This window comes from Streptococcus sp. F2 (assembly GCF_056500955.1).
Window position 1 is genome coordinate 1 of sequence record NZ_JBWKAI010000005.1, and the last position, 23869, is coordinate 23869.

Below are 23869 nucleotides of genomic sequence, written 5' to 3' on the forward strand. Positions count from 1 at the left end.
GGTTATAATCAGGTTTTTCTTTGTGTAACATAGGAGAACCTCACAAGTCCTTTTTCTTATATTATACTCCTAAATATCATGAAAAGCCCCTAGAAAAGTGATTCTAAGGACTTTGTCTTCAGTCTGAAAAAGCCTCTTTGGAGGCTTTTTTTGTTTTTTCACTTGACGTGATCTAGCAAAATTGGTGGCTAACCTCTTGCTGGTTTTGGGTTAGTGACGTCAGTTTAAAACGGATGTTCACGAACGTTTTTAAAGCTCCTTGCTGCTAGATGTTAGTTGCTCTAGCCATTCCTTGGCAGCTTGAAGACTATCTAATCTGATCTCATGACCAGTAACCCAGAATGGAGTAACTTTAGCCCTTCGACTTTCAAAAAGCGACAATACCTGTTGGCTATCTGCCATTGAAACAAGAGGATCTTCGGTTCCCATCGAGATAAACAGGTTGAGGTGGGATTTATCTTCAGTGAGCTTACTAGTGTCAACGGGATACATGGGTGCAAATAAGATAACTTTTTGGAAAGAACTTTGGTCGGCCAAAAGAAGGTTGATAGCCATGTTAGCACCATTGGAAAAGCCAATCAAAACGGCATCTGACAAATCAAATTGATGAGTCTTGGCTTGTTCTTCTAAAAAGTCTTTCAGCTGTCTTCCTCGAGTATTCAAGTCTTCTTCATCAAAGAGCCCTTCTCGGTGGCGTTTGAAAAATCGCAACGCTTCATTTTCGTTGACCTCTCCTCTCAAACTAATCAAATTCGCGTCGGGATTGAGAAAGTTTGCTAAGTTCAGTAAGCTTTCCTCATTGCCTCCCGTTCCATGTAATAAAATAAAAGTTGGTTGGTCAGGGTGACCATTTTTTACTAAATAGGTCATAAGATACCTCCGTCAAGGTCGTTTTAGGCTGGTAATGGCTCCCAATTGAGCGTAATCTTGCCCTGCTAGACGGCTCATTGGCTCCAATCTCTCCGCTAAAATGTGGTTTTCCTGGTAAACCTCTTCGTCTAGATGGGAATGAACAATCTGAAGCAAAATAAGATCAGCGACAAGTTCTCCCCTGTCATCCGAGATAGGAATATGTTGGTAAAGGGTGGTTTCAAATCGTAGCTTAGCTTCTAAGACACCAGGAGTCTTTAGCCGAGTAGATGGTGCGGGAGTCATATGAGTACAAGGTAACTCACTTTGATCAGCAGGCAACTCAATAGCTGCTTGATTGACCTGAGAAAGATTAACTCTAGAAACCGTATGAATAACGGCCTCACCTTGGCGAAGAATATGCCGTGCAGTGTCTTTCATCTGACCATTTTTTCGCTGAATGCTAATGGATAGAATGGCGGGGCGGTAGGAAACGATGTTAAAAAAACTAAAAGGGGCTAAATTAAGTTCCCCAGTCTCAGACAAGGTTGTCACAAAGGCAATGGGTCTCGGGATAACACTACCAATAAGAATGTTATAGTTTTCTTTATCGCTTAGGTCTGTTTGATTGATGGATAGCATACTAGCTCATTTCTAGATTCGAAGAGGGGGAAGGTTATCCGTAATCTCCTGGCGTCTTGTTTCATAGCGTTTGGGGAGTTGGAGCGCTTGGCCCAGTTGATCTATAGTTTCATCAACAGTCATCCCAGGGCCTTGCGTCGCAAATTCAAAAATCACCTTGCCACTCTCTCTCAAATAAATGGATTGGAAATATTTTCGATCGCGAATCACAGTGGTATGAAACCCCTGCTGGCCAAGTTCTGTCTGATACGCCATCAAACTGTCTTTGTCTGTCACTTTCCAAGCAATGTGGTGGCCTGTACCCGGTCCCCAACTTCCTCTTGGACTAGCCTGTTTAGGGATTAAAACCTCATGAGCTAAGCTCCCTTGAGTTTTAAAACGCCTATAGCTAGCCGTCTGATCGATTTCTTTTAGTCCCATAAGTGTCGTCAGAAACTCACGACTAGCCTGACCATCACTGGATAAGAGCATTACCCCATGGAAGCCTAAAATAGCAGGTGTTTCATTTTCAGTTGTTCCTTCAACCAGAGCCAAGTCTAACTTGTGTTTATCTTGGAAGAAAAGAGCTGGCGCATCAGACCACTGTGTCTCCTCAAAAGGGACATGATGGATACCGATTAATGCTGTGTTTGTCATAAGAATACCTCATTTCTAATGTCAAGATTCTAATCACATAATATTACTAATTAGTGTTATTTTAAAGAAATATGCTTGCAAACAAGAAAGCAAAGATATTTCTTTGCTTACATGATTATCTGCTAAAAAGGTTAGCCATCCACGACATCAACCATTAATGGATTAGCATGTTGGCGAAGTGAGTAAGTCTCAAGCTCATTAACAGTATGGCGGAGGTCATGAGCTTGAGTCGGTGTGATTTCTTGTGCTTGTTCAGCTTCATAGATAGCCCGCCTTTCTAAATAAAAGGCGTGTAATAATTCCCCACTATTATCGGGAATGAAATGGGTAATAACCCGTTCAACAAAAAGTCCAGATTTGATTAATTCGGCATCCTGGATACGTTTTCCTTGTAAAAAATCAACCAAGGAGGCATTATAATACCCTTCTAAATCCTCAAGTGCTTCCAAAATCAGCTCAGTGTTCCCGAGATAAAGATCTGTTAAACGATTTCGTGTTTGGTCATCTAAAAGTTGATCTTGAGAGGAGTCCTCAGTCAATAACTTAGGAGAGAAATGGTGAAAAGACAGCAGCTCGCGCATCCAACGACGGATAACTCGAAGAAAGATAGCCAAACCATACCTAAAACTAGAAACAAAGCTTCTATTAATTTGTCTCTCAAGGGATTTAAGATAGGCTTGATAGAGACGATAATCTTTGATAGTAATAGCTTTTGTGGAAAAGGCATGTTCCAAACCGTTAGTTTCAATACCGATAATCAACAGTTGTAATTCCGCCAGATCTTCTTTGACCGAATTGGGTTCTTGTTCCAGAATAAGGTGTTCGATGCGTTGATTGTAAATATCCATCACCTGATATAAGGCAGCTTGATTATCAGGTGCTTGTTTACTTTCAATTTCCAGTCGTTGTAATACAGTGGTTAAAATCTTAATCTCATCAAAATGATTCGGCGGTTCAGCTAAGGGCGGGAGTAATCTCGGAAGAACAATAAGTCCTGTTGAGAAACTTACCAGGGTGACCGCTCCCACGATAAAAAGGACAAGGCTGTGTTGGAAAGACTCCATACGAGGCAACAATAAAATCGTAGCGATTGAGACACTTCCCTTAGCTCCAGAAAAGGTTAGCAACACAATATCAACTAAAAAGTCTTTGAAAGATTTTTGATGTCGAATACTATGGTACAGATAGAAAAGACTAATTAGACCAAAACGAATGAGAAGGAGAGCGACTGTCAAGGCAATCACTAGTCCAAATAGATAAGAGTTACTATAATGAGGATTGCTTAAAACAGGCCCTAAAATCTCAGCCAGTTCAATCCCAAAAACTAAAAAGACAAAACCGTTTAGCATCACCTTAATGGTGCCCCAAATAATATGGGTGACACGGTCTGCTTGAGCATCAAATAAGGTCACTTTTTTGAGACGATTGGTTTGCATCAAACCAGCAGTAACAACTGATATAATGGCTGAAAACCCTAGTAGGTGAGCAATAAAGTAAGAGACAATCGGAAGGGTTAGTTCCAAAAGCAAAGCTCCAGTAACATCCTTAGCATCAAACTTTTCGAGAATAGATAGCAAGAGTCTGTGTATTAAAGCGAATCCTAATCCTGTTAGAAAGCCCCCTACAATGGCTAAAAACAAATGTAACCCAGCCTTTATCAGGGAAAAATAACCAGTGGTTAAGGCCGTTAAAGCAAATTGGAAGGCAACTAAACCACTGGCATCATTGAGCAGACCTTCAGAAGTCAGGATATGTTTGATGTGTTGGGGAAAGTTAAAGCGCTTGGCAATAGACAGCAAAGCAACGGCATCAGTTGGAGCAAGCGCAGCTCCCATAGCAAAAGCAACAGCTAAGGGAACTTGTATTGGTAACAGATGGTAAGTGGTTAAGCCCAGAAATACTGTGGTAAGTAAGACAGTAGGAAGAATGAGGTAGAGAGTAATTGAGCGAAAAGTCAGAATATTTTTAATATCACTCTCTTGCCCCTCGCGGAAATTTAGGGGGGCTATCACAAACGCTAAAAATAATTCAGGATCCAGCGGAATGCTTGTTCCTCTATGCCAAATGCCATAGCCCAACCCAAAAAGAAGTTGGATGGCAGGAAGAGGCAATTGAGGAAACATTCGGTTAAGCACGTTGGAGAGAATAAGTGACATGAGAAAGAGGATGAGGAGCATTGACAAGGGCATAGCAAATCCTCCTATGACTGTCCTTTTGAGTTGTTTTTAGCCATATATAACGTTTTTAAATGAGCGATTTTTTGAGTAATAGCTGTAATGTCTTTCTTCTCAATCAGTAATTGACAGCGCTCCTTTTCAAGGGCTAACAATTTTTTCTTGACTTTCTTTAGTTGTCGGAGGTCATTACAAGACCCTAAAGACTCGGGATGATTACCTGTTCTTTCATCAATATACTTTTGACGCATTTCGTCCAGGCGTTCGGTTACTGTTAAATGAGACATTTTTTCTCCTTGGTTATTACATGAGATGAGACCGTTCCTAATTCTTTTTCAAATACCTTTAGGGAATGTCCCGAGTCATCACTGGTATGGCCGACATAGTGATAATCTAACCGCTCATAGAGCTGACTATGGTAGGCCAAAGCATATAAATGATGGTAATTGCGCTTCATGGCTTCCTTTTCAATCATTGACACTAAATCAAGGCACAAGCCTTGTCCCCGAAACGCTGGGCTGACATAGAGAGCGCTAAGGAAGGGGCCATCATTGGAATAAGTCGTGATATCTTCTGATAAAAGAGCAGCTATTCCTTTCATGTGTCCGTACTTGTCTACGAGTACGATAATAATATCTTTAATGTTAAGGGCGTCATCTTTAATCTTATCAGCTAAGACGCTACACGCTTCCCAATCACTGTTTTCCATCAGATTGAGAATCATCTGTGGTTTAGCATCGACCGCTTTGAGGTGATAGAGCTGGTCTCCATCTTGGTACCACGAACGATAACTAAAAGTGGGTGGTATGAGAGCCTTTAAATGACAAGGATAACCTTTTTTAGACGTGGGTGGTAGCATGTTGTCGTCTCCTTTCCAGCCTTTGATTCAATCGATAAGGAACCATCCGCCTAAGCACTTTTTCTCCGTTAACTTGCAAAATAAGGGCAGGAAAAGCTCAAAATCACAAGATATTTGAGGAATTTTCCTACCCTTGTCAGGATAACGAGGATTGTCTCGGTAATGATAAAAGGATTGTCCGTTATACCCTTTAAAAGGGTTCATGCTCATAACGCTAACAAATTAGAAGAATTTGTCCGTTACGTTCATCGGAAAATAAGCCCCAACAGTGACTAACAGGCAAAATGGTTTGACGTAACCTTATTTAGCAAGCAAATCATCAAAATCGTGAGTCTGCTCAAATAACCTTACAGCATAGGGGCAAGTCGCAGCTAACCTTACGCCCGCTTTGCGGGCTTCATCAGCAATTTTCTCCACTAGTTGTCTAGCGATTCCTTGACCTTGATAAGCTTCGTCAACGAACGTGTGGTTAATCGTCCAAAGGTCATCCGTGCTTCGGACAGTGCATTCTCCGATTTCTGTGGCCTCATCGAGGGCTATTGAGCGATTTTTGTTTGCTTCAAACGTAATAGTGACCATGAGAAAACCTCCTTTTAACTATAACCATGATGATAATGATGGTTACATTGTAACAAAAGATGTTAGTTATGACAAATAGAAAGACATTTTAATCATTTAGGACGTCGTGTAGACGCTAATTGAGATGTTTGACCAAAAGACGCATGTCACGACCAAACTTATCTTGGACAGGGCCTTCAAAAATAAACTGGTTCTTCTCATAGAGCCCCTTATGAGCGGTAATGGTGTAAAGGTTCTTAATGCCTTTTTCTTTGGCGAGTTCAGTGATGCGATCAACCAGCTCCAAGCTTAGGCCTTGTCCACGATAATTAGGCGCTACATAGACTGTTGAGAGGAAAGGACCATAACTTGGTTTTTCAATAATATCTTCTTGTACCAATGCTGCAAATCCCATTAGGTTGTCTTGGCTGTCTGTCATGATAATCACTTGATCCAAGGCATCGAGTTGGCCGGTTTCTAATCGTTTAGCCAAGTAAGCACCCGCTTTCCACTCGACAGCTGCCATAGCTTCTAACAAGAATTCTGGCTTGTGGTTATCCCGTGATAATTGGTAAATTTTTTCCATCTTTTCCTCTTTAGGAGTGATTTTAACGATTCTTTTGTAAAGGTAAGGAGTTGCAAAGCTAGAAATAATAACGGCAAAGGCAATCTGACTAATACTTTGAGCCATGACCTCTTGGGAGAGAGGGAGGTATTGGCTAACAAAGGGAGGGATAGACATGGAAAAGGCAGCAATTGAACTCATGGATAAAGTCATACGGCCTTCTTTTTTGTTCCAGGCTTTGTCAAAGAGGGCCACTGGTAAGACGCCTAAAGCGTAATACAAGATGACCAACAACAGTCCAGTTAAGCTGGATTGTAGAGCCATGATAATATTGATACGAGCCCCAAAGGTCACTGCCAAAAAGGGAATCAACATCATAGAGAGCGGCTTAAACATACTTCGACTAGAAGGGTATAAGTAACCAATCAAAATCCCAATGGCAAAAGGAAGAATGTTGGCTAATAAGGGTGTCATGAGGTTAATGTTGGATTCACCAACACTCAAAATAAGTAAAGGAATGGCCGGTAACATCAGTAAGTTAATGACGGAAAAGGCACTTTCTTCCATTTCGCTGATATCTTTTCCCAGGAGTACCAGATACATGCCAGGGTTAAGAGACATTAAAATGGCAGTGATGGTGACGACAGTGATGCCTATAAAACCCGTTGTGGGGAAGAATGCTTTCCAAGCTAAGGTCAGCAGTAGAGCGATTCCTATCTTTAAGAGCAAAACAGGTCCAATAGCCTTGATGACTTTGGGGTATTTACCAAGATCAGTCTGAATACCAGAAACCATTAGTAAAACCGCAATGATAAAAAAGGTGGCGTCTTGACTGAAGAGACCACTAAAAGGAGCCCCTAGTTTTAGGAGATGAGGGTAAAAAGTGTAGATGATAGAGGTCAAAAACATGGGAATAAGGAAGTTACTTCCTTTAAATGTGTAAATGTGGTTAATTTTCTAAATGTGGTCACGGTCTGCTCCTTTCTCGGCAGTTAGCGAAATGGCTAACATTTTACGTAATAAGGTTTGGAGGTCATTCAATTCGTCATCAGTAAGGCGTTGGGTCAACTGATTTTCCAGTTGGGTGGCAATCTCCTTAAAGGTTTCTTGCATACTCAAGGCTTTGTCAGTGAGGTACAACTGCTTTTGACGCTTATCCTTGCCATTAGCTAGCCGTCTAATCCACCCTTCTTTCTCCAAATTTTGCAGAATCCTTGTGACAGTTGGATTGCTCATGTTAAAATAATGCTCCAAATCCCTCTGGTTAAGGCTACCATTCTCAAAGAGATAAAGGTATTTGAGGCACTTAAATTGGCTATGGGTAATGCCATAGGATGCCAGCGTATGATTGGCAATTTTATCAAAACTTAAATTAGCACGTTTAATCAGGTAAACAGTGTTTTTCTCGCGCATGTTGCCTCCTTATATATAGCTTGCTATACAAAACAATAGTAACATAATAGCATAGCTTGCTATATTTTTTTAAAGTCAAGTGATTAAAAAAAGAGACAAAGCCTGCTAAGGCTATTGTCTCAATTGCTTTCGTTAATGAAGTTTAGAAAGTGACCAACGATTACCATAAAGGGCTTTAGCATTAGTCTCTAAAATGGCTGTTTTCTGATTATCAGTTAAGTTTGCTTCTCGGATGTAAGAAAATGCTCGAGTATATTTTTGATTTTGGAAATAAGGAAAATCACTTCCTGCCAATAAGCGTTGATTTCCTAAAATCTCGTTACTATGGAGAAGAGAGGCTTCGAGGAAATTGGCTGTATCAAACCAGAAGTGCTTCTGCAAGGTTTCAAGCGGATGGTATGAAAAACTACGCCAGTCCTCATAATTATCGAGAATGCGTTGCATTTGAAAGGAAATACCACCACCTAAATGCGCAATATGGAAACCAAGGTGTGGGAATTTTTGTGGGAATTCTCTTTTCAAAAGTTACAAGGTGGCCAACATATCTTCAATAGGTTCTCCCACCACCCACTCTTGGTCATAATCATTGACCATAGGGCTTAAAGCTCCACAACCTGTGGGATGAATGTAGATAATTACTCCCAAAGCATCCATTGCTTCAAAGAAGGGTAAAAAAGCGTCATCAGCAATGGATTGGCCTGTCTCAAGAACGGTATTGACTGCGATTCCTAAAAATCCTAGTTCTTCAATGATGCGTTTCCCTTCTTGGATAGCCTCTTGAACATGTGGCAAAGGAACGACACCATAGGCGCGGAAACGGTCGGGGTGCTGGTCAATAATAGTATGGTAAAAATTATTAATCATTTCAGCGGCTGCAAGAGCTTCTTGTGGTTTGCCAAATTGAGGAACTTGCGGCATTGCCGAGAGCACTTGATAATCGACTCCAGCCTTGTCCATCATGTCAAGGCGTTTGGCTAAATCTTGTGGCTCCCCGCTGGCATTTAGTCCTTTAGCGATGGCAATCCCTTTACCACCTAAGCTTTCTAATAAATCCAGGTACTCATCTGACCAGAGATGGGCGTGTGTGTCAATAGCTGTTTGTGTCATTAGTTGACCTTCTTTCTATCATCAGTGATAGGAAAGGTTATTTTGACCTTTCTTGCCCTGTGGTGCCTCGCCTTCTATCCCTTCGTTTAATAAGGAGAATTCCCTTCTTACGTCGCTTTAGGTAGGAGTTTGTTAGCATCAACGATTTATCTTTATTGTAACAAAAAATCACTAACTTGAGATAAAACAAGCTTATGATGCCTTGGAGACCAATCAAATAGGGAGTATAATCTTAAAAAATTTAGAAAAAGTAAAAAAATAATCATCTTTTTTTAAGGTTTTAGATTGACAGGGGTTTTAAAACGTGTTACACTTGGCAAGTAAATTAGTTTTTGAGTTAGTATTTGTGTTTCAACATCTTTATTTCTCTCTATTTTTACAAATGCTTTATAGAAAGGAAGTGGATGTATATGGCACAAGGTACAGTTAAATGGTTTAACGCTGAAAAAGGTTTCGGTTTTATTTCAACTGAGAACGGTCAAGATGTCTTCGCGCATTTTTCAGCAATCCAAACTAATGGTTTCAAAACATTAGAAGAAGGACAAAAAGTGGAATTTGACGTTGAAGAAGGTCAACGTGGCCCTCAAGCAGTTAATATCACTAAATTAGCTTAGTCAGGTTAACAAACAAGAGATAAAAGCAGGTGCTATTGCTAGCGCCTGCTTTTTTCTCTCTTACCTCTCTTACCTCTCTTGTCAATGGCAAAGAGTTGCTTTTCAGGTCTTCTATTTGTTATAATAATAGTCAGTTTTAGTCAAATCGCACGTCTGTCGTGCCTTTAAGAGACTGAGATGCTTCATGAGTAAAGGAGTGACAGCATGCCGACAAAAAATACTTCAGACAGTATTGAAGAATATATCAAAGAGTTATTAGCCCAATCGGGAATTGCAGAAATTAAACGTTCCATGCTAGCGGATTCCTTTCAAGTTGTTCCAAGCCAGATTAACTATGTTATTAAAACCCGCTTTACAGAAAGTCGCGGGTACGAAGTCGAAAGTAAGCGCGGTGGCGGGGGCTATATTCGTATTGCCAAGGTTCATTTTTCAGACAAGCACCATCTGATTGGCAATCTAATGGCTTCTATTGAAGATCACCTTAGTGAGCAGGTCTTTACCGACTCCATTCAACTCCTCTTTGACGAACACCTCATCACAGAACGTGAGGGAAATCTCATTTTAGCCATGGCTTCTGATGAGGTTCTAGGTGTGGAAGGGCCGGCAATCCGTGCTCGAATGCTCTACCGTTTATTACAGCGTATAGATAGAAAGGGAAGCAATTAATGATCATGTATTCATTGAAGATGCAAGAAATTTTCAGGCAGGCGCAGTTTCAAGCAGCCCGCTTTGATAGCCAACACTTAGAAACTTGGCATATATTGCTAGCTATGGCGAGGGTTGACCACTCCCTAGCGGGCTTGGTACTAAGCGAATTTGATGCTAAGGTTGCAGTGGAAGAATATGAGGCTGCAGCTATTTTAGCGATGGGCAAAAGCCCTAAAGACCAAGTGTCTCACATTGACTTTAGGCCTCAGTCAAAAACCTTAACGAACCTTTTGCAATTTGCCCAAGCTATCAGTCAAGTCACCAAGGACCAAGAGGTAGGTTCAGAGCATGTTCTCTTTGCCATTTTGCTTAATCCAGATATTATGGCGACTCGCTTATTAGAGATGGCGGGTTATACTATCAAGGATAAAGGAAACGGGGAGCCTCGCTTAGCTGATTTACGAAAAGCTATAGAGATTCATGCAGGCTATAGCAAGGAAATAATTAAGGCTATCCACGAGTTGCGTAAGCCAAAGAAAACCAAGAATCAAGGTTCTTTTTCAGACATGATGAAACCACCAAGTACGGCTGGGGACTTGGCGGACTTTACACGTGATTTGACCGAGATGGCAAGCCAAGGTCTCTTAGAGCCAGTTATTGGCCGTGATGCTGAAGTATCACGGATGATTCAAGTACTGAGTCGTAAAACCAAGAATAACCCTGTTCTTGTGGGTGACGCAGGTGTGGGTAAAACGGCCCTTGCCTACGGCCTTGCCCAACGTATTGCTAATGGTGCTATTCCTTATGAACTGCAAGACATGCGTGTTCTAGAATTAGACATGATGAGTGTTGTTGCGGGGACCCGTTTTCGTGGGGATTTTGAAGAGCGCATGAATCAAATCATTGACGATATTGAGTCAGATGGCAAGATTATTCTCTTCGTAGATGAATTGCACACCATTATGGGATCAGGAAGTGGTATTGATAGCACGCTTGATGCTGCCAATATTTTAAAACCAGCCTTATCTCGTGGAACTCTCCATATGGTGGGTGCAACAACGCAGGAAGAATACCAAAAACACATTGAAAAAGATGCCGCTCTTTCGCGCCGCTTTGCTAAGATTTTAATTGAAGAACCTAATGTAGAAGATGCTTATCAGATTCTGCTAGGACTAAAAGGCTCTTACGAGACTTACCATAATGTTACCATTGCTGATCAGGCTGTTAGCACCGCTGTGAAAATGGCACATCGCTATCTGACCAGCAAAAACCTTCCGGATTCTGCCATTGATTTATTGGATGAAGCCAGTGCTACAGTGCAAGGTATGGTTAAAAAATCTAGTCCAGAAATCATCACGCCATTAGATCAAGCTTTGATTGATGGCGATATGAAGAAGGCCTCTCGTTTGTTGGCAAAAGACGTTAAAGGGCAACATCGCAAGCCAACAGCTGTGACAGAAGAGGACATCCTGACGACCTTGAGCAAGCTATCAGGTATTCCACTGGAAAAACTCAGCCAAGCTGATAGCAAAAAATACCTTAATTTGGAAAAAGAACTGCATAAGCGCGTGATTGGGCAAGAAGATGCTGTCTCAGCTATTTCTAGAGCCATTCGCCGTAATCAGTCAGGCATTCGTACAGGTAAACGTCCAATCGGTTCTTTCATGTTCCTTGGTCCAACAGGGGTTGGTAAGACCGAGTTGGCAAAAGCCTTGGCAGAAGTTCTCTTTGATGACGCGTCCGCCCTTATCCGCTTTGATATGTCAGAGTATATGGAAAAATTTGCGGCTTCTCGCCTTAATGGCGCACCTCCAGGCTATGTTGGTTACGATGAAGGGGGTGAATTAACAGAGAAGGTCAGAAACAAGCCTTATTCTGTGCTCCTCTTTGACGAGGTGGAAAAAGCTCACCCTGATATTTTCAACGTCCTCTTACAAGTGCTTGATGATGGCATGTTGACAGATAGCCGTGGGCGTAAAGTGGACTTCTCAAACACCATTATTATCATGACAAGTAATCTAGGGGCAACAGCTCTGCGTGATGATAAAACAGTTGGCTTTGGGGCAAAAGGCATTAGCCATGACCACCAAGCCATGGAAAAACGGATTTTGGAAGAGTTGAAGAAAGCTTACCGACCAGAATTTATCAACCGAATTGATGAAAAGGTTGTCTTCCACAGCCTCACTCAGGACAATATGAGAGAAGTGGTCAAGATTATGGTGCAACCGTTGATCGCTACTTTGGCAGAAAAAGGCATTACCCTCAAATTCCAGCCAATGGCCCTCAAGTATTTATCAGAAGAAGGGTATGATGTGGAAATGGGTGCTCGTCCATTGCGCCGCACTTTGCAAACTCAGGTGGAAGATAAATTGTCTGAATTGATTCTTGCTGGTGAATTGGCAAGTGGTCATACCCTGAAAATTGGCCTTTCTCATGGAAAACTCAGCTTTAACATTGAGTGAATCCTTATCCCTAACGGAATCGCTAATAGCCACTGAACAATAAAGAGTCTGTTCTTATGAAAACGGACTCTTTTTTCTTGACTATTTTTGACCAAGTGATAAAATAGAGGAGAAAGTTAGCACTCGTGCAACAAGAGTGCTAAATGACTAAAGATTCTTTTATTGGAGGAAATATACATGTTAAAACCATTAGGTGACCGTGTGGTCGTAAGATTTGACGAAGACAAAGAACAGACCGTCGGTGGTTTTGTTCTGGCAGGCACTCATAAAGAGTCAACTCGCAAAGCGACAGTTCTTGCTGTCAGCGAAAATGGCATTCGTACCATTACTGGTGATGCTGTTCTTCCGTCAGTAGCCGTTGGGCAGGAAGTGTTGGTTGAAAACGGACATGACTTAGAAGTAACTGTTGATGGTGAAAAAGTGTCTATCATTCGTGAATCTGACATCATCGCTATTGTCGCAGAATAAGACGAGAAATCTCTGTATAGAAAGAAGGATTGAATATGTCAAAAGATATTAAATTTTCAGCAGATGCGCGTGCTGCTATGGTGCGTGGAGTTGATATGTTAGCGGACACGGTAAAAGTAACGCTTGGTCCTAAAGGTCGTAACGTGGTTCTTGAAAAAGCTTTTGGATCTCCTTTGATTACTAATGACGGTGTTACCATTGCTAAAGAAATTGAATTAGAAGACCATTTTGAGAATATGGGAGCTAAATTGGTTTCTGAAGTTGCTTCTAAAACCAATGATATCGCAGGTGACGGAACCACAACTGCAACAGTATTGACACAAGCTATCGTCCGTGAAGGGCTTAAAAATGTAACTGCTGGTGCCAACCCAATTGGTATTCGTCGTGGGATTGAAACAGCAACAGCAACAGCCGTTGAAGCCTTGAAAGCTATTGCTCAGCCTGTTTCTGGTAAAGAAGCGATTGCTCAAGTTGCTGCTGTGTCATCTCGTTCTGAAAAAGTTGGAGAATACATCTCAGAAGCCATGGAACGTGTGGGCAATGACGGTGTCATTACCATCGAAGAATCACGTGGTATGGAGACAGAGCTTGAAGTGGTAGAAGGCATGCAGTTTGACCGTGGTTACCTGTCTCAATACATGGTCACAGACAATGAAAAAATGGTTGCAGACCTTGAGAACCCATTTATCTTGATTACTGACAAAAAAGTGTCAAACATCCAAGATATTCTCCCATTGCTTGAGGAAGTTCTCAAAACTAACCGTCCATTGTTGATTATCGCCGATGACGTTGATGGCGAAGCTCTTCCAACCCTTGTTTTGAATAAAATTCGTGGTACTTTCAATGTGGTTGCTGTCAAAGCTCCAGGATTTGGTGATCGCCGTAAAGTTATGCTTGAGGACATCGCTATCTTGACAGGTGGTACAGTCATTACAGAAGACTTGGGTCTTGAATTGAAAGACGCTACGATGCCAGCTCTTGGTCAAGCCGCTAAAGTAACTGTGGATAAAGATAGCACAGTTATTGTGGAAGGTGCAGGAAGTTCTGAAGCCATTGCCAACCGTGTTGGCTTGATTAAGTCACAACTAGAAACCACAACGTCTGACTTTGACCGTGAAAAATTACAAGAACGCTTGGCGAAATTAGCTGGTGGTGTGGCTGTCATCAAGGTAGGTGCTGCAACAGAAACTGCCCTTAAAGAAATGAAACTTCGTATCGAAGATGCCTTGAATGCCACACGTGCAGCCGTTGAAGAAGGTATCGTTGCTGGTGGTGGAACAGCACTTATTACGGTGATCGAAAAAGTAGCTGCTCTTGAGCTTGATGGCGATGACGCTACCGGTCGCAATATTGTTCTTCGTGCGTTGGAAGAACCTGTTCGTCAAATTGCATTCAACGCTGGTTACGAAGGTTCCGTTGTCATCGACAAATTGAAAAATAGCCCTGTTGGAACAGGCTTTAATGCGGCAACAGGTGAGTGGGTAGATATGATTGCGGCAGGTATTATCGATCCTGTTAAAGTAACCCGTTCAGCCCTTCAAAATGCTGCTTCTGTGGCTAGCCTTATCTTAACAACTGAAGCAGTTGTTGCCAACAAACCAGAACCAGCTGCACCAGCAATGCCAGCAGGAATGGATCCAGGCATGATGGGTGGCTTCTAAATAAAAACAACTAATAATGAATAAATCTAGGCTGCTTGATGTGTCCTAGATTTACTCACTGCATTAAAAAAAGTAGCTCTGACACTGGTCAAGGCTACTTTTTTTTAAATACTCTCCTAAAGCAATGGAATAAGAAATTGTTTTAGGAGAATATGAGATTTCTGAAAAAGAAAAAGTTTAGGATAAGGATAGTATAGAGTGCCTACCTTAAATAAACCTTAATCATACAAATGAGTAATCGTTTTAACCACTTTTTTCTGGCTTTCAGACCAGTAGTGAATGCGCTCAAACGACCCTTGTCGCCAATAAAGCGGTAGGCGTTGCCGAATATCCTCTTGCATATCAAGGGTGTCCAACTCACTGATAGCATGCCATTTTGGCAGTCCTTCGCGGGACTCAGTCAGTAATTCCCCCTCAAAAGTTTCGCAGAGAAAATCGTAATAGACATAGCGTTCTGGCTTATCAGGATTGATAAAACCAGAAATTCCCTTTAATTGCAGATTAAGAGCAGTTAGACCAGTTTCTTCTTTTAATTCCCTAAGCGCCGCTTCAAAGAATGATTCGGATTCCTTGACCTTTCCACCTGGCTGAATCCAACCTGGAAAGTTATCGTGCTGTCGGTTGAGCAAAAGAACATGCTCTCCTTGTTTGACACAAATATTAACCCAGTTTTTGATGACTTCCATAGTTTATACCTCTTGTCATTAGTATAGCATAAGGGATTTGTTTTTTTGAAAGCGAATTAAGGTTTTTTTAAGCCTCTTCCCTTATACTAAGGACAATCCTTAAACGAATAAGTGTTTGGACGACAGGGAGGGGAGTTATTAACACCTTTCTCTTAGACCGAAACTCATCTTATTCATCCCCTCCTACTTGATAAGGTCTCGCATGAGCGAGGCCTTATTGTTATATCTGGCCCAAAAAGAATCTCCCAATCAAAAAACCTCCAAAAAATCAAGGTTTCTCTTGCTTTTGGAGGTTTTTGTAGGCTTAACGATAGAAATATAACCCTGTGCTTCTTATTTCTGAGTTGCTTTTCGATTTTTAGGGCTTTCTTTCACTAGTTTGGCTTCAATAGCTTTTAAGCGCTTGAAGGTTTTTTCTGCTCGAGCCATGGAGACCGCGTCAGCTTTTTCTTGGGCAGTTGTAGGATCTGTTTGCACGAGTTGGCTAAGTTCTTTGTTGGTTTGGTCTTGTTCAGTTATCCACGTTTTTTCGAGCTCTTTTATCTCGTCAATAACCTTAGTCCCAAATTGTTTTGGATGGGTAGCCACGAGGTCATTAATATGTGACACCGTCCAGTACCATGACTTATCATTATACTTGGTACTCTTTTCTTGATAGGCTTCATAGGTTTTACTAATATTGCCGAGGTATGGCAAGTAAGGGGCGTTACGAGGACTGCCAATAGATAGCCACATCACACCACCACCCAATTCAGCAGGAATGTCCTTTTTCAATTGGAAAATGTGGGCTTCCATAACATTTGGATTGGAAATAGGATACGCATAGCCCTTAACAGCATCTTTGGATTTTGGTTTGCCTTTGCCATCTAATGCCATTTGGTCAAGTGGTTTAAGGTCCAGTCCCTCAAAACGGTTACGTTGCAGCTTCATTGCATCTTCTAGACTGAAGGTTTTATCTGTGCTTTGAAGTAATTCGTAGTTTTTGTCTTTGTAGGTGACTTTTGAGTCAGGGTCAAGGGATTTGATGCCTGAGAAAGAGCGGGATCGGTTGGCATCGTTTAGCGGCGGATTGTAAGATTGAGCAATGTGAAATTTACCTTCCACTTCCGTGTAAGATTTGGCTTTTTTAGCTACCTTTTCCACATCAGCTGAGGCAATGGTATTGGTCTTATCATTAAAATCAACGTGGCCGAGATAGAAGGTATTTGGGAAAACAGCAAATTTGTCATCTGGGAATTTAATGGCGACGTATTGGTGGCCAGAAAGTATCTCCATGTACCAAATGCCGTCTTTGTCAGCGAGGGTAACGATGTTTCCTTCGGCAGACCCTTTTTCGGTAACTATCTTAGCAATGCGTTCAATGCCTTCACGGGCTGTTTTGACACTTGGCAAAATAACACTGGTCATTGATGATTCGGCTAAGCCGTCTTTAACGTAAGGATCAATTTTTTGAATGGCATCATTGGCTGAAGCTGATACCGTTGCGGACATGGATACCCCAAATTCATTAAAACCAGCTTCATCATAGACCCCGTCTTTTGGCGTCACATCAGGAACAGCGGTATAACGGTAAGAATGCTCAGGTAAAGGGTACTCAAAGCCGTTGGCTTGATCTTTCCATAATTCTCCAGCCTTGTTGTCCTTGCCAGGACGGACCACGAAATTCTTGTTATGGTTTGGTTCTAGGTCCTCTGTTCGGCCATAAATAATGGACCCATCTGTTGTTAAGTCCTTACCAATAATAAAACCAGTACAAGCGTAACTAACATTTTGGAACGATAATGCTGCTAGTACAGATAGAAGCCCAAGAGCTATTTTTTTGTTTGTCATGCGAAACCTCCTAAAAAACTTGATAACGCTTTCACCAGCTATTATAAGACTGCCCTTTTTAAAATTCAAGTTTTTTCGCAAGCATTTTGAAATTGTTAGTTATCTAAATATTGCGAGAATTATAGAAATAAGAGGGGTGCCTTATTTTCTCAATCCCGGCAATGCCTTTCGACTTTGGGAAATCGTTACATTCAGGTCTTCTTCCGTCAAGGACTCTATCAAAAGCACTAGCTATTTTATGATATAATAGAGAAAACACACAGAAAGTTGGCCTTATTGATATGACCAAGTTATTTCGTAATAAACAACGCTTTAAAACCTTAGCTATCATTGTAGGAAGTTTCTTCCTCTTGTTGCTGCTTTTTGGGGCTTTTCATTATTCTAAAGGTAACCGTATTAATACCTATTTAAAAGCTCGATCGGCAACCTCTGGGCCTGTGTTTGAAAACATCAAAGAGTATTTGGTGTGGGAAGATACCAAGGAACAAATTACCAACGACGAAGCTAGATTTACTCATTTTAGACGCTATAACCAAAAAGAGTTAGCTCAAAAAGCTAAAGAATTGAAAGAAGCTGGACCAGAAAGTCCTATCCAGGTTGTGTCTGTGGGGCGTCGTTTTCTGATTTTCCCAGATTATCGGATAGCCCTAAAACCCATGGATTTGACCATACAGACCAATGTGCCTCAAGTGGATGTCCTCTTAAACCAGAAGAAAGTGGCTGTGTCGGATTCAGAAGCCTTCTCAGTCAAGCTAGACCGTCTCCCGATGGCTGACTACACAGCTAGTATCAACGGTCAGCATAATGGTCGTAAAATCAAGGTCAAAAAGACCTATGATGGGCAGAATCCTGTCCTGGATTTGAATGTGACGTTCAAAACCTTTACGGTGACAAGCAATGTCAAAGAAGGGGAACTTTATTTTGATGATAACCGCGTAGGGACCTTAAAAGAAGGAGAATTTCAGGTACAAGATTACCCGGTAACAGAAGGGGCTGAAGCCTATATCACAAAGACTTTCCCAGACGGAGACCTCACTTCTAGCAAACATCCTCTAGCAGGTATCGAAGACGGCGGGCATCTGGAGATTCTTGTGGATAACCTCTTAGATGAAGAAAAAGCAGGGCAGATTTTGGTGTCAGCCTTTGATCAGCTGATTCAGTACCTTAGTACTGGTCAAGATGCTGCGACCTTAGGAAGTGTCTTTGAAGCTGGTGCCAGCAATGACTTTTATAGAGGATTGAAAGAATCTATTAAGGCAAAATTCCAGACAGATAGTCGCAGAGCAAGTAGCCTTAGCATTCCCTCTATCCTCCTTACCAAAATGACTCAGGTCGGCAAGGAATCCTATCTGCTTGATTTTACAGCTACCTATGAGTTTATGTATGACAAAGCAACTGACCCTGCCAAACAAACCTCAGGACGGATAAGCCAAGAGTTGACGGGTAAAATGACCTTGAAAAAAGTGGGAGAGGTTTACCTCGTTAGTCAGTCAGGGCCTAAAAACATCACCGTTGCCAATGAAAATAATCAAGTCAAGGCCCCATCGGTCTTCCCTGAAAATATGTTAGGGACTTGGACAGGGCAACGAGAGGATGCTTCTATCAGTGTGACCATCGCTGAGGACGGTACCATTACCACTAGGGTTGACTATAAATCAGGAAATCGCCCTAGCCAAACCAAAACCGCTAAAATTACCAAAGTTGAGGATAAAGGAAATGGCCTTTATCTTTACACCCCAGATGTGGGTAGTGATGTGGGTGCCCTAGCGCCAGGAGGAGGTCTAGGTGGCGTTAACGTCAAATACGCTTACGGTTTTAAAGTGTTTGGTAACACAGCCAGTCCTATCGTTTGGCAAGCAGGAACTGACAGTGATTTTGATTATAGCAAACCACTGCCGGGATTAAGTTTGACCAAACAGTAAGTCACCTGATTACCTTAAAGATACTGAGCAAAAACAAATCTCACCAAAGGACTTGGCACAAGTAAGCTAAGTTGGTGGCATAACTAAAAAAGGCTAAGGGGTTATCCCTTAACCTTTACTTGTTGTAAGACGGTCTCGAAAGTTGTGGATTTGGCCTGCACGCAAATCATCTCTTGGGTTAAGGGGTGTCTCAGTCGGAGTTGATGAGCATGCAGCATAAGACGAGGGCACTCAGCTTTTCCTTTTGAATACAAGGGATCACCCAATAGAGCATGACCGTGATGAGACGAGTGGACTCGTATTTGATGGGTTCGACCCGTCTGTAACCGACAATTGATTAGGCTGACGTTTTGCTTGAAAGATTTGAGAAGCTTGACGTCTGTCACAGCCTTTTGACCTTGTTTCACATCAACCACGCGCTTTCGTCGGTCGTGACGGTGGCGACCAATAGGCTCACGGTAGCTCACTTCTTTGCTAGAGAGAGTTCCGTGTACCAATGCCCAATAATCTCGGCTAATCTCTCGTTTTTCCAAAAGACGGTTGAGAATAGGGAGGATAAATGGGGTTTTGGCAAAGACTATGACACCACTCGTTTCCATGTCCAACCGATGAACCACATAACAGGTTCGTCCGGTGTAAGCAGACACATGATTGAGAAGGGCTAACTCGTTGGGCTCATTGCCGTGGGTCTTCATCCCTTCAGGCTTATTGACGATGATAAGATGGTCATCTTCATAAAGGCAATCTACCTTATTGGCTTGCCCCATCACAATAGGTTTATCAGGGTAACCCTCTTCATCAAAGAAAAGTTCAACCTGATCTCCGCTATTGACAGTGCTTTGCCAAGTAATGGGACTGCCATTAACCAAGACGTTCTTTTTGGTTCGCAGAAAATGCCTAATTTTGCGAGGAATCAAGAGTTTGTCCTCCAAAAGTTCCTTAACGGTCAATGTCTGATAAGGATTTTGAAACCTAACGGTAAAGCCCTGAGATGGTTTAGTGACGGTCTTCATTGAGCCACTCGTGGTATTTTTCAACGAGGTTGACAGCCATTTGTGTGGCAAGCGCAGCAGAGAAGGCTTCCGTTCCTTCGCGTTCGTCGTTAGCCACTTCAAGGCGGGTTTCATCGTAGATGGCTTTTAAACTGTCCGCAGATAAGGTTTCTTTAAAGGCTTGGAATTTATTCATTCGTGGGTCCTATCTTTCTATTTTAGTCTTTAGGTTTCCTGTTTATAAGGAAAGAATCTAGTGTTATTATAGCATGTTTTAGGGCAAAATTAGCTGATGAACCGCAAGGAAAGGAGAATTTTCCAGAGTAATCGACTTGTTGGCTAACCGGTAGAGCTATTTTAAGGGTGGTAAAGCAGCTGCTAACAAGGTTTTTAATTTAAATAGGAAAGATTTCAGTAACGACTATTTTGAACCTGTCTTTTTAATGGTCAAAAATGCTTTTGCAACGGTTTTTAATATAAGATTTGAACAGAAATTGTTATAATATGATAAAAAGCTTAACGATAATTAGAGGAAGAATAATGAAAACAATTAGACGCTATGACGTTAACGAAGAATGGGCTCATACAGGCCTTGTAGAAGCAGGAGACTTTTACTATTTGAATTATTGCGTGGGTAATATTGGCCAAGATATTGAAAGCCAGATTAATGGCGCCTTTGATGAAATGGAACGCCGTTTGGGGCTTGTTGGCTTGACCTTGGAAGCAGTGGTTCAAATGGACTGCCTCTTCAGAGATATTTGGAATGTGCCTGTGATGGAAAAGATTATTAAAGAACGGTTTAACGGTCGCTACCCAGCCCGTAAATCCATCCAGACAGAATTTGCACACCATGGTGGACCAGAAGGCTTGCTGTTCCAGGTGGATGGTGTGGCTTATTCAAAACACATTCCTGTTAGCTAGTCAAGACTTGTTTAAGGTCTTAGTGGTATAATGACTCTATGACATTTCTAGAACTTTTACAAAAAAAATTTTTTCCGAAACGCTATCAGGAAAAACAAGCCTTAAAAAAAGAAGAAGCCTTGCAAGCGCAACGATTTGGTGACGGTAACGACTTCCAATCACAAGAGCAAGAGCCTTATCAGGAAGTGGGAATAGCTGATTCAGCAGCAAACCAAAGCGCTTCGGCTGCCTTTCAGCGCAGCAAATCTCGAGAAACAGCCCCTAAAAAACAGCCCGTCTGGTTACAAAAACTAGAGGCTATTTTGCCGTCGCCGCAGAACCCTATTCGCCGTTTCTGGCGTCGCTACCATATTGGCAAGATTCTCGTCATTTTAATAGGAACTCTTGTTTTACTCCTAGGATCCTACCTGTTTTACCTCTCAAAAACAGCCAAGGTTTCTGACTTACAAGATGCCTTGAAAGCGACAACCGTCATTTACGACCATACGGGCGAATACGCGGGGAGTTTGTCTGGACAAAAAGGGACATATGTGGAATTGGATGCCATTTCAGATGACCTTGAAAATGCAGTGATTGCTACAGAAGACAGAACTTTCTATAGCAACAATGGGATTAATCTCAAACGTTTCTTGCTGGCAGTGGTAACAGCTGGCCGATTTGGAGGTGGCTCTACCATTACCCAACAGTTGGCTAAAAATGCCTACCTGTCGCAAGATCAGACCGTTAAGCGAAAGGCGCGTGAATTTTTCTTAGCCCTAGAATTAACCAAAAAATACAGTAAAAAAGACATCCTCACCATGTACCTCAATAATTCTTATTTTGGGAATGGGGTCTGGGGTGTCGAAGATGCTAGTCAAAAGTATTTTGGAACCACAGCGGCCAACCTGACCTTAGATGAGGCTGCTACCTTAGCTGGAATGCTCAAGGGGCCTGAAATTTACAACCCTTATTATTCCCTCGAAAATGCAACCAACCGAAGAGATACGGTCTTAGGAGCTATGGTTGATGCAGGGAGAATCAACCAAGATCAAGCTGCTGAGGCTAAAACAGTTGGCATGGGTAATCGCTTGGCCGATACTTACGTTGGCAAGTCAGATGACTACCAATACCCATCTTACTTTGATGCGGTGATCAATGAGGCCATCTCAACCTACGGTATTTCCGAAAAAGATATTGTTAATAATGGTTACAAGGTCTATACAGAATTGGATCAAAACTACCAGACAGGTATGCAGACGACCTTTAATAATGATAATCTATTCCCTGTCTCAGCCTATGATGGCAGCTCTGCGCAGGCTGCCAGTGTTGCCCTAGATCCTAAAACAGGAGCGGTTCGTGGACTAATTGGTCGAGTAAATAGTAGTGAGAATCCAACCTTTAGAAGTTTCAACTACGCGACCCAAGGGCAACGAAGCCCAGCGTCGACCATAAAACCTCTTGTAGTCTATGCACCGGCCGTTGCTTCTGGCTGGTCAATCGAAAAAGAACTGCCGAACACGATTCAAGATTTTGACGGCTATCAGCCTCACAATTATGGCAACTACGAATCAGAAGACGTGCCCATGTATCAAGCGCTAGCCAATTCTTACAATATTCCAGCTGTTTCGACTTTAAATGACATTGGTATTGATAAGGCCTTTGCCTATGGGAAAAAGTTCGGTCTAGACATGACCTCTGCCAAAAAAGAGTTGGGCGTAGCTCTCGGCGGTAGTGTGACCACCAATCCATTGGAAATGGCTCAGGCATACGCTGCCTTTGCTAATAATGGGGTGATTCACCCTGCTCATCTCATCACCCGCATTGAAAATGCCAGAGGTGAGGTGGTCAAAGCCTTTACCGATAAGGCTAAGCGTGTGATTAGCCAATCTGTTGCTGACAAGATGACAAGTATGATGTTAGGGACTTTCTCAAACGGAACAGCCGTTAACGCTAACGTCTATGGTTACACCTTGGCTGGAAAAACAGGAACCACCGAAACGAGCTTTAACCCAGATGTTGCAGGAGACCAGTGGGTCATTGGTTACACCCCAGATGTGGTCATCAGCCAGTGGGTGGGCTTTAACCAGACCGATGAAAACCATTACCTGACCGACTCCAGTGCAGGAACAGCCTCAACGATTTTTAGTACCCAAGCTTCTTATATCCTCCCTTACACAAAAGGAAGCCAATTTCATGTGGATAATGCTTACGCTCAAAATGGCATTGCAGCTGTCTATGGAATTAATGAAACGGGTAACCAGACAGGGATTGATTCCCAGTCCATCATTGATGGTTTGAGAAAATCAGCCGAGGAAGCCTCAAAATCCTTTTCTGATGCCGTTGATCAATCCGGCTTGCGTGATAAAGCCCAATCCATCTGGAACGGTATTGTGGACTATTTCAGATAGCTTGCGGAATTCTAAAAATCATGGTAGAATATGGACTACGGAGGCGTTATGGCACAGAAAAAAGCAAGCCTAGCGTGTGTCGAATGTGGCAGCCGCAACTACTCTATCGGAGTAAGCAGCACCCCAAAACCAACACGTCTAGAAGTCAACAAATTTTGCAAGTATTGTAAAAAATATACCTTACACAAGGAAACACGTTAAGAGGAGAGCCTGATGGGATTCATTAGTGGGATTTTTAAAGTCTTAAAAGACACAACATGGCCAGACCGTAAGCAACGTTGGAAAGATTTTATCTCAGTTCTTGAGTACACAGCTTTCTTTACGGTGATTATCTATATCTTTGACCAGTTGTTGTCAAAAGGCGTATTATCATTGATCAATTTCTTCTAAGTTAACTAAAAGAAATTGGAAAACATCGCTTGGAAAAGCCAGGCTGGGAATTGTTCCCAGCCTTTTTGAGTGCTTAATAGCTCAG

General features: G+C 42.1%; 23 protein-coding genes and 1 pseudogene. 10 read left to right on the top strand and 14 right to left on the bottom strand.

Annotation, left to right across the window (positions count from 1 at the left end):
* Nucleotides 1–249: 249 nt before the first annotated feature.
* The 10 genes and pseudogenes from ACYTR8_RS02705 to ACYTR8_RS02750 all read right to left on the bottom strand — a co-directional run bounded on the left by ACYTR8_RS02705 (nucleotide 250) and on the right by ACYTR8_RS02750 (nucleotide 8803).
* Complete coding sequence (locus tag ACYTR8_RS02705; RefSeq protein ID WP_111717695.1) at nucleotides 250–870, bottom strand: alpha/beta hydrolase; 621 nt, start codon at nucleotides 868–870, stop codon at nucleotides 250–252.
* A gap of 12 nt (nucleotides 871–882) precedes the next feature.
* Nucleotides 883–1491, bottom strand: a complete 609-nt coding sequence (locus ACYTR8_RS02710; protein ID WP_111717694.1) for a flavin reductase family protein — start codon at nucleotides 1489–1491, stop codon at nucleotides 883–885.
* Between the two features lie 12 nt (nucleotides 1492–1503).
* Nucleotides 1504–2127: a VOC family protein gene (locus tag ACYTR8_RS02715; protein ID WP_479641629.1), complete on the bottom strand. Its 624-nt coding sequence runs from the start codon at nucleotides 2125–2127 to the stop codon at nucleotides 1504–1506.
* A gap of 131 nt (nucleotides 2128–2258) precedes the next feature.
* The gene (locus ACYTR8_RS02720) at nucleotides 2259–4316 is read right to left on the bottom strand and encodes a cation:proton antiporter (protein WP_479641630.1); all 2058 of its coding nucleotides are present in this window, start codon (nucleotides 4314–4316) and stop codon (nucleotides 2259–2261) included.
* Nucleotides 4317–4327: 11 nt separating this feature from the next.
* Nucleotides 4328–4588, bottom strand: a complete 261-nt coding sequence (locus tag ACYTR8_RS02725; RefSeq protein WP_111717692.1) for a hypothetical protein — start codon at nucleotides 4586–4588, stop codon at nucleotides 4328–4330.
* Nucleotides 4576–5160, bottom strand: a complete 585-nt coding sequence (locus ACYTR8_RS02730) for a GNAT family N-acetyltransferase (RefSeq protein WP_479641631.1) — start codon at nucleotides 5158–5160, stop codon at nucleotides 4576–4578. The genes ACYTR8_RS02725 and ACYTR8_RS02730 overlap by 13 nt, the downstream gene beginning before the upstream one ends.
* A gap of 300 nt (nucleotides 5161–5460) precedes the next feature.
* Nucleotides 5461–5739, bottom strand: coding sequence for a GNAT family N-acetyltransferase (locus ACYTR8_RS02735; RefSeq protein WP_479641632.1), 279 nt, complete (start codon nucleotides 5737–5739; stop codon nucleotides 5461–5463).
* Between the two features lie 115 nt (nucleotides 5740–5854).
* Nucleotides 5855–7237, bottom strand: a complete 1383-nt coding sequence (locus ACYTR8_RS02740; protein WP_479641658.1) for a GNAT family N-acetyltransferase — start codon at nucleotides 7235–7237, stop codon at nucleotides 5855–5857.
* Nucleotides 7238–7240: 3 nt separating this feature from the next.
* Nucleotides 7241–7696 carry a MarR family winged helix-turn-helix transcriptional regulator gene (locus ACYTR8_RS02745; RefSeq protein ID WP_003053027.1) on the bottom strand — a complete coding sequence of 152 codons (456 nt, stop codon included), beginning with the start codon at nucleotides 7694–7696 and terminating at the stop codon, nucleotides 7241–7243.
* Nucleotides 7697–7828: 132 nt separating this feature from the next.
* Nucleotides 7829–8803, bottom strand: a pseudogene (locus ACYTR8_RS02750) (amidohydrolase family protein).
* 410 nt (nucleotides 8804–9213) lie between these two features.
* Here ACYTR8_RS02750 and ACYTR8_RS02755 point away from each other — a divergent pair.
* From ACYTR8_RS02755 to groL, 5 genes are all read left to right on the top strand, one after another.
* Nucleotides 9214–9417 (top strand): cold-shock protein, encoded by a 204-nt coding sequence (locus tag ACYTR8_RS02755; RefSeq protein ID WP_003053018.1) that lies wholly within the window; start codon nucleotides 9214–9216, stop codon nucleotides 9415–9417.
* Nucleotides 9418–9621: 204 nt separating this feature from the next.
* The gene (locus ACYTR8_RS02760) at nucleotides 9622–10083 is read left to right on the top strand and encodes a CtsR family transcriptional regulator (protein ID WP_003054759.1); all 462 of its coding nucleotides are present in this window, start codon (nucleotides 9622–9624) and stop codon (nucleotides 10081–10083) included.
* The gene (locus ACYTR8_RS02765; protein ID WP_111717685.1) at nucleotides 10083–12527 is read left to right on the top strand and encodes an ATP-dependent Clp protease ATP-binding subunit; all 2445 of its coding nucleotides are present in this window, start codon (nucleotides 10083–10085) and stop codon (nucleotides 12525–12527) included. The genes ACYTR8_RS02760 and ACYTR8_RS02765 overlap by 1 nt, the downstream gene beginning before the upstream one ends.
* A gap of 177 nt (nucleotides 12528–12704) precedes the next feature.
* Nucleotides 12705–12995 (top strand): co-chaperone GroES, encoded by a 291-nt coding sequence (groES, locus tag ACYTR8_RS02770; protein ID WP_003054738.1) that lies wholly within the window; start codon nucleotides 12705–12707, stop codon nucleotides 12993–12995.
* Between the two features lie 35 nt (nucleotides 12996–13030).
* A complete protein-coding gene (gene groL, locus ACYTR8_RS02775; protein ID WP_479641633.1) occupies nucleotides 13031–14656 on the top strand; it encodes a chaperonin GroEL in 1626 nt (541 codons plus the stop codon).
* Nucleotides 14657–14874: 218 nt separating this feature from the next.
* On the opposite strand, the gene ACYTR8_RS02780 is transcribed toward groL, so the two are convergent.
* Nucleotides 14875–15342, bottom strand: coding sequence for an 8-oxo-dGTP diphosphatase (locus tag ACYTR8_RS02780; RefSeq protein WP_111717683.1), 468 nt, complete (start codon nucleotides 15340–15342; stop codon nucleotides 14875–14877).
* 333 nt (nucleotides 15343–15675) lie between these two features.
* On the bottom strand, nucleotides 15676–17172 hold the full coding sequence (locus ACYTR8_RS02785; protein ID WP_111717682.1) for a C69 family dipeptidase: 1497 nt from the start codon (nucleotides 17170–17172) through the stop codon (nucleotides 15676–15678).
* A gap of 281 nt (nucleotides 17173–17453) precedes the next feature.
* Between ACYTR8_RS02785 and ACYTR8_RS02790 the strand changes: the two genes are divergently transcribed.
* Nucleotides 17454–19094, top strand: coding sequence for a zinc ribbon domain-containing protein (locus ACYTR8_RS02790; RefSeq protein WP_479641634.1), 1641 nt, complete (start codon nucleotides 17454–17456; stop codon nucleotides 19092–19094).
* Between the two features lie 101 nt (nucleotides 19095–19195).
* On the opposite strand, the gene ACYTR8_RS02795 is transcribed toward ACYTR8_RS02790, so the two are convergent.
* A complete protein-coding gene (locus tag ACYTR8_RS02795) occupies nucleotides 19196–20107 on the bottom strand; it encodes an RluA family pseudouridine synthase (RefSeq protein WP_479641635.1) in 912 nt (303 codons plus the stop codon).
* Nucleotides 20091–20282, bottom strand: a complete 192-nt coding sequence (locus ACYTR8_RS02800; RefSeq protein WP_003053001.1) for a hypothetical protein — start codon at nucleotides 20280–20282, stop codon at nucleotides 20091–20093. Before ACYTR8_RS02800 ends, ACYTR8_RS02795 begins: the two co-directional genes overlap by 17 nt.
* A gap of 344 nt (nucleotides 20283–20626) precedes the next feature.
* Between ACYTR8_RS02800 and ACYTR8_RS02805 the strand changes: the two genes are divergently transcribed.
* The 4 genes from ACYTR8_RS02805 to secE are packed head-to-tail and all read left to right on the top strand — an operon-like array spanning nucleotide 20627 to nucleotide 23784.
* Nucleotides 20627–21007, top strand: coding sequence for a RidA family protein (locus tag ACYTR8_RS02805; RefSeq protein WP_003054743.1), 381 nt, complete (start codon nucleotides 20627–20629; stop codon nucleotides 21005–21007).
* A 38-nt stretch (nucleotides 21008–21045) separates the two neighbouring features.
* Entirely contained in the window at nucleotides 21046–23394 is a 2349-nt protein-coding gene (gene pbp2a / locus ACYTR8_RS02810; protein ID WP_479641636.1) for a penicillin-binding protein PBP2A, read from the top strand.
* Nucleotides 23395–23442: 48 nt separating this feature from the next.
* Nucleotides 23443–23595, top strand: coding sequence for a 50S ribosomal protein L33 (gene rpmG / locus ACYTR8_RS02815; protein WP_003052996.1), 153 nt, complete (start codon nucleotides 23443–23445; stop codon nucleotides 23593–23595).
* Between the two features lie 12 nt (nucleotides 23596–23607).
* Nucleotides 23608–23784 (top strand): preprotein translocase subunit SecE, encoded by a 177-nt coding sequence (secE, locus tag ACYTR8_RS02820; RefSeq protein ID WP_003052994.1) that lies wholly within the window; start codon nucleotides 23608–23610, stop codon nucleotides 23782–23784.
* Nucleotides 23785–23869: the final 85 nt, after the last annotated feature.

What these genes read in the sequence shown, in the direction of transcription:
- ACYTR8_RS02705 (WP_111717695.1), bottom strand. Translation starts at nt 870, where the DNA reads ATGACCTATTTAGTAAAAAATGGTCACCCTGACCAACCAACTTTTATT.
- ACYTR8_RS02710 (WP_111717694.1), bottom strand. Translation starts at nt 1,491, where the DNA reads ATGCTATCCATCAATCAAACAGACCTAAGCGATAAAGAAAACTATAAC.
- ACYTR8_RS02715 (WP_479641629.1), bottom strand. Translation starts at nt 2,127, where the DNA reads ATGACAAACACAGCATTAATCGGTATCCATCATGTCCCTTTTGAGGAG.
- ACYTR8_RS02720 (WP_479641630.1), bottom strand. Translation starts at nt 4,316, where the DNA reads ATGCCCTTGTCAATGCTCCTCATCCTCTTTCTCATGTCACTTATTCTC.
- ACYTR8_RS02725 (WP_111717692.1), bottom strand. Translation starts at nt 4,588, where the DNA reads ATGTCTCATTTAACAGTAACCGAACGCCTGGACGAAATGCGTCAAAAG.
- ACYTR8_RS02730 (WP_479641631.1), bottom strand. Translation starts at nt 5,160, where the DNA reads ATGCTACCACCCACGTCTAAAAAAGGTTATCCTTGTCATTTAAAGGCT.
- ACYTR8_RS02735 (WP_479641632.1), bottom strand. Translation starts at nt 5,739, where the DNA reads ATGGTCACTATTACGTTTGAAGCAAACAAAAATCGCTCAATAGCCCTC.
- ACYTR8_RS02745 (WP_003053027.1), bottom strand. Translation starts at nt 7,696, where the DNA reads ATGCGCGAGAAAAACACTGTTTACCTGATTAAACGTGCTAATTTAAGT.
- ACYTR8_RS02755 (WP_003053018.1), top strand. Translation starts at nt 9,214, where the DNA reads ATGGCACAAGGTACAGTTAAATGGTTTAACGCTGAAAAAGGTTTCGGT.
- ACYTR8_RS02760 (WP_003054759.1), top strand. Translation starts at nt 9,622, where the DNA reads ATGCCGACAAAAAATACTTCAGACAGTATTGAAGAATATATCAAAGAG.
- ACYTR8_RS02765 (WP_111717685.1), top strand. Translation starts at nt 10,083, where the DNA reads ATGATCATGTATTCATTGAAGATGCAAGAAATTTTCAGGCAGGCGCAG.
- groES (WP_003054738.1), top strand. Translation starts at nt 12,705, where the DNA reads ATGTTAAAACCATTAGGTGACCGTGTGGTCGTAAGATTTGACGAAGAC.
- groL (WP_479641633.1), top strand. Translation starts at nt 13,031, where the DNA reads ATGTCAAAAGATATTAAATTTTCAGCAGATGCGCGTGCTGCTATGGTG.
- ACYTR8_RS02780 (WP_111717683.1), bottom strand. Translation starts at nt 15,342, where the DNA reads ATGGAAGTCATCAAAAACTGGGTTAATATTTGTGTCAAACAAGGAGAG.
- ACYTR8_RS02785 (WP_111717682.1), bottom strand. Translation starts at nt 17,172, where the DNA reads ATGACAAACAAAAAAATAGCTCTTGGGCTTCTATCTGTACTAGCAGCA.
- ACYTR8_RS02790 (WP_479641634.1), top strand. Translation starts at nt 17,454, where the DNA reads ATGACCAAGTTATTTCGTAATAAACAACGCTTTAAAACCTTAGCTATC.
- ACYTR8_RS02795 (WP_479641635.1), bottom strand. Translation starts at nt 20,107, where the DNA reads ATGAAGACCGTCACTAAACCATCTCAGGGCTTTACCGTTAGGTTTCAA.
- ACYTR8_RS02800 (WP_003053001.1), bottom strand. Translation starts at nt 20,282, where the DNA reads ATGAATAAATTCCAAGCCTTTAAAGAAACCTTATCTGCGGACAGTTTA.
- ACYTR8_RS02805 (WP_003054743.1), top strand. Translation starts at nt 20,627, where the DNA reads ATGAAAACAATTAGACGCTATGACGTTAACGAAGAATGGGCTCATACA.
- pbp2a (WP_479641636.1), top strand. Translation starts at nt 21,046, where the DNA reads ATGACATTTCTAGAACTTTTACAAAAAAAATTTTTTCCGAAACGCTAT.
- rpmG (WP_003052996.1), top strand. Translation starts at nt 23,443, where the DNA reads ATGGCACAGAAAAAAGCAAGCCTAGCGTGTGTCGAATGTGGCAGCCGC.
- secE (WP_003052994.1), top strand. Translation starts at nt 23,608, where the DNA reads ATGGGATTCATTAGTGGGATTTTTAAAGTCTTAAAAGACACAACATGG.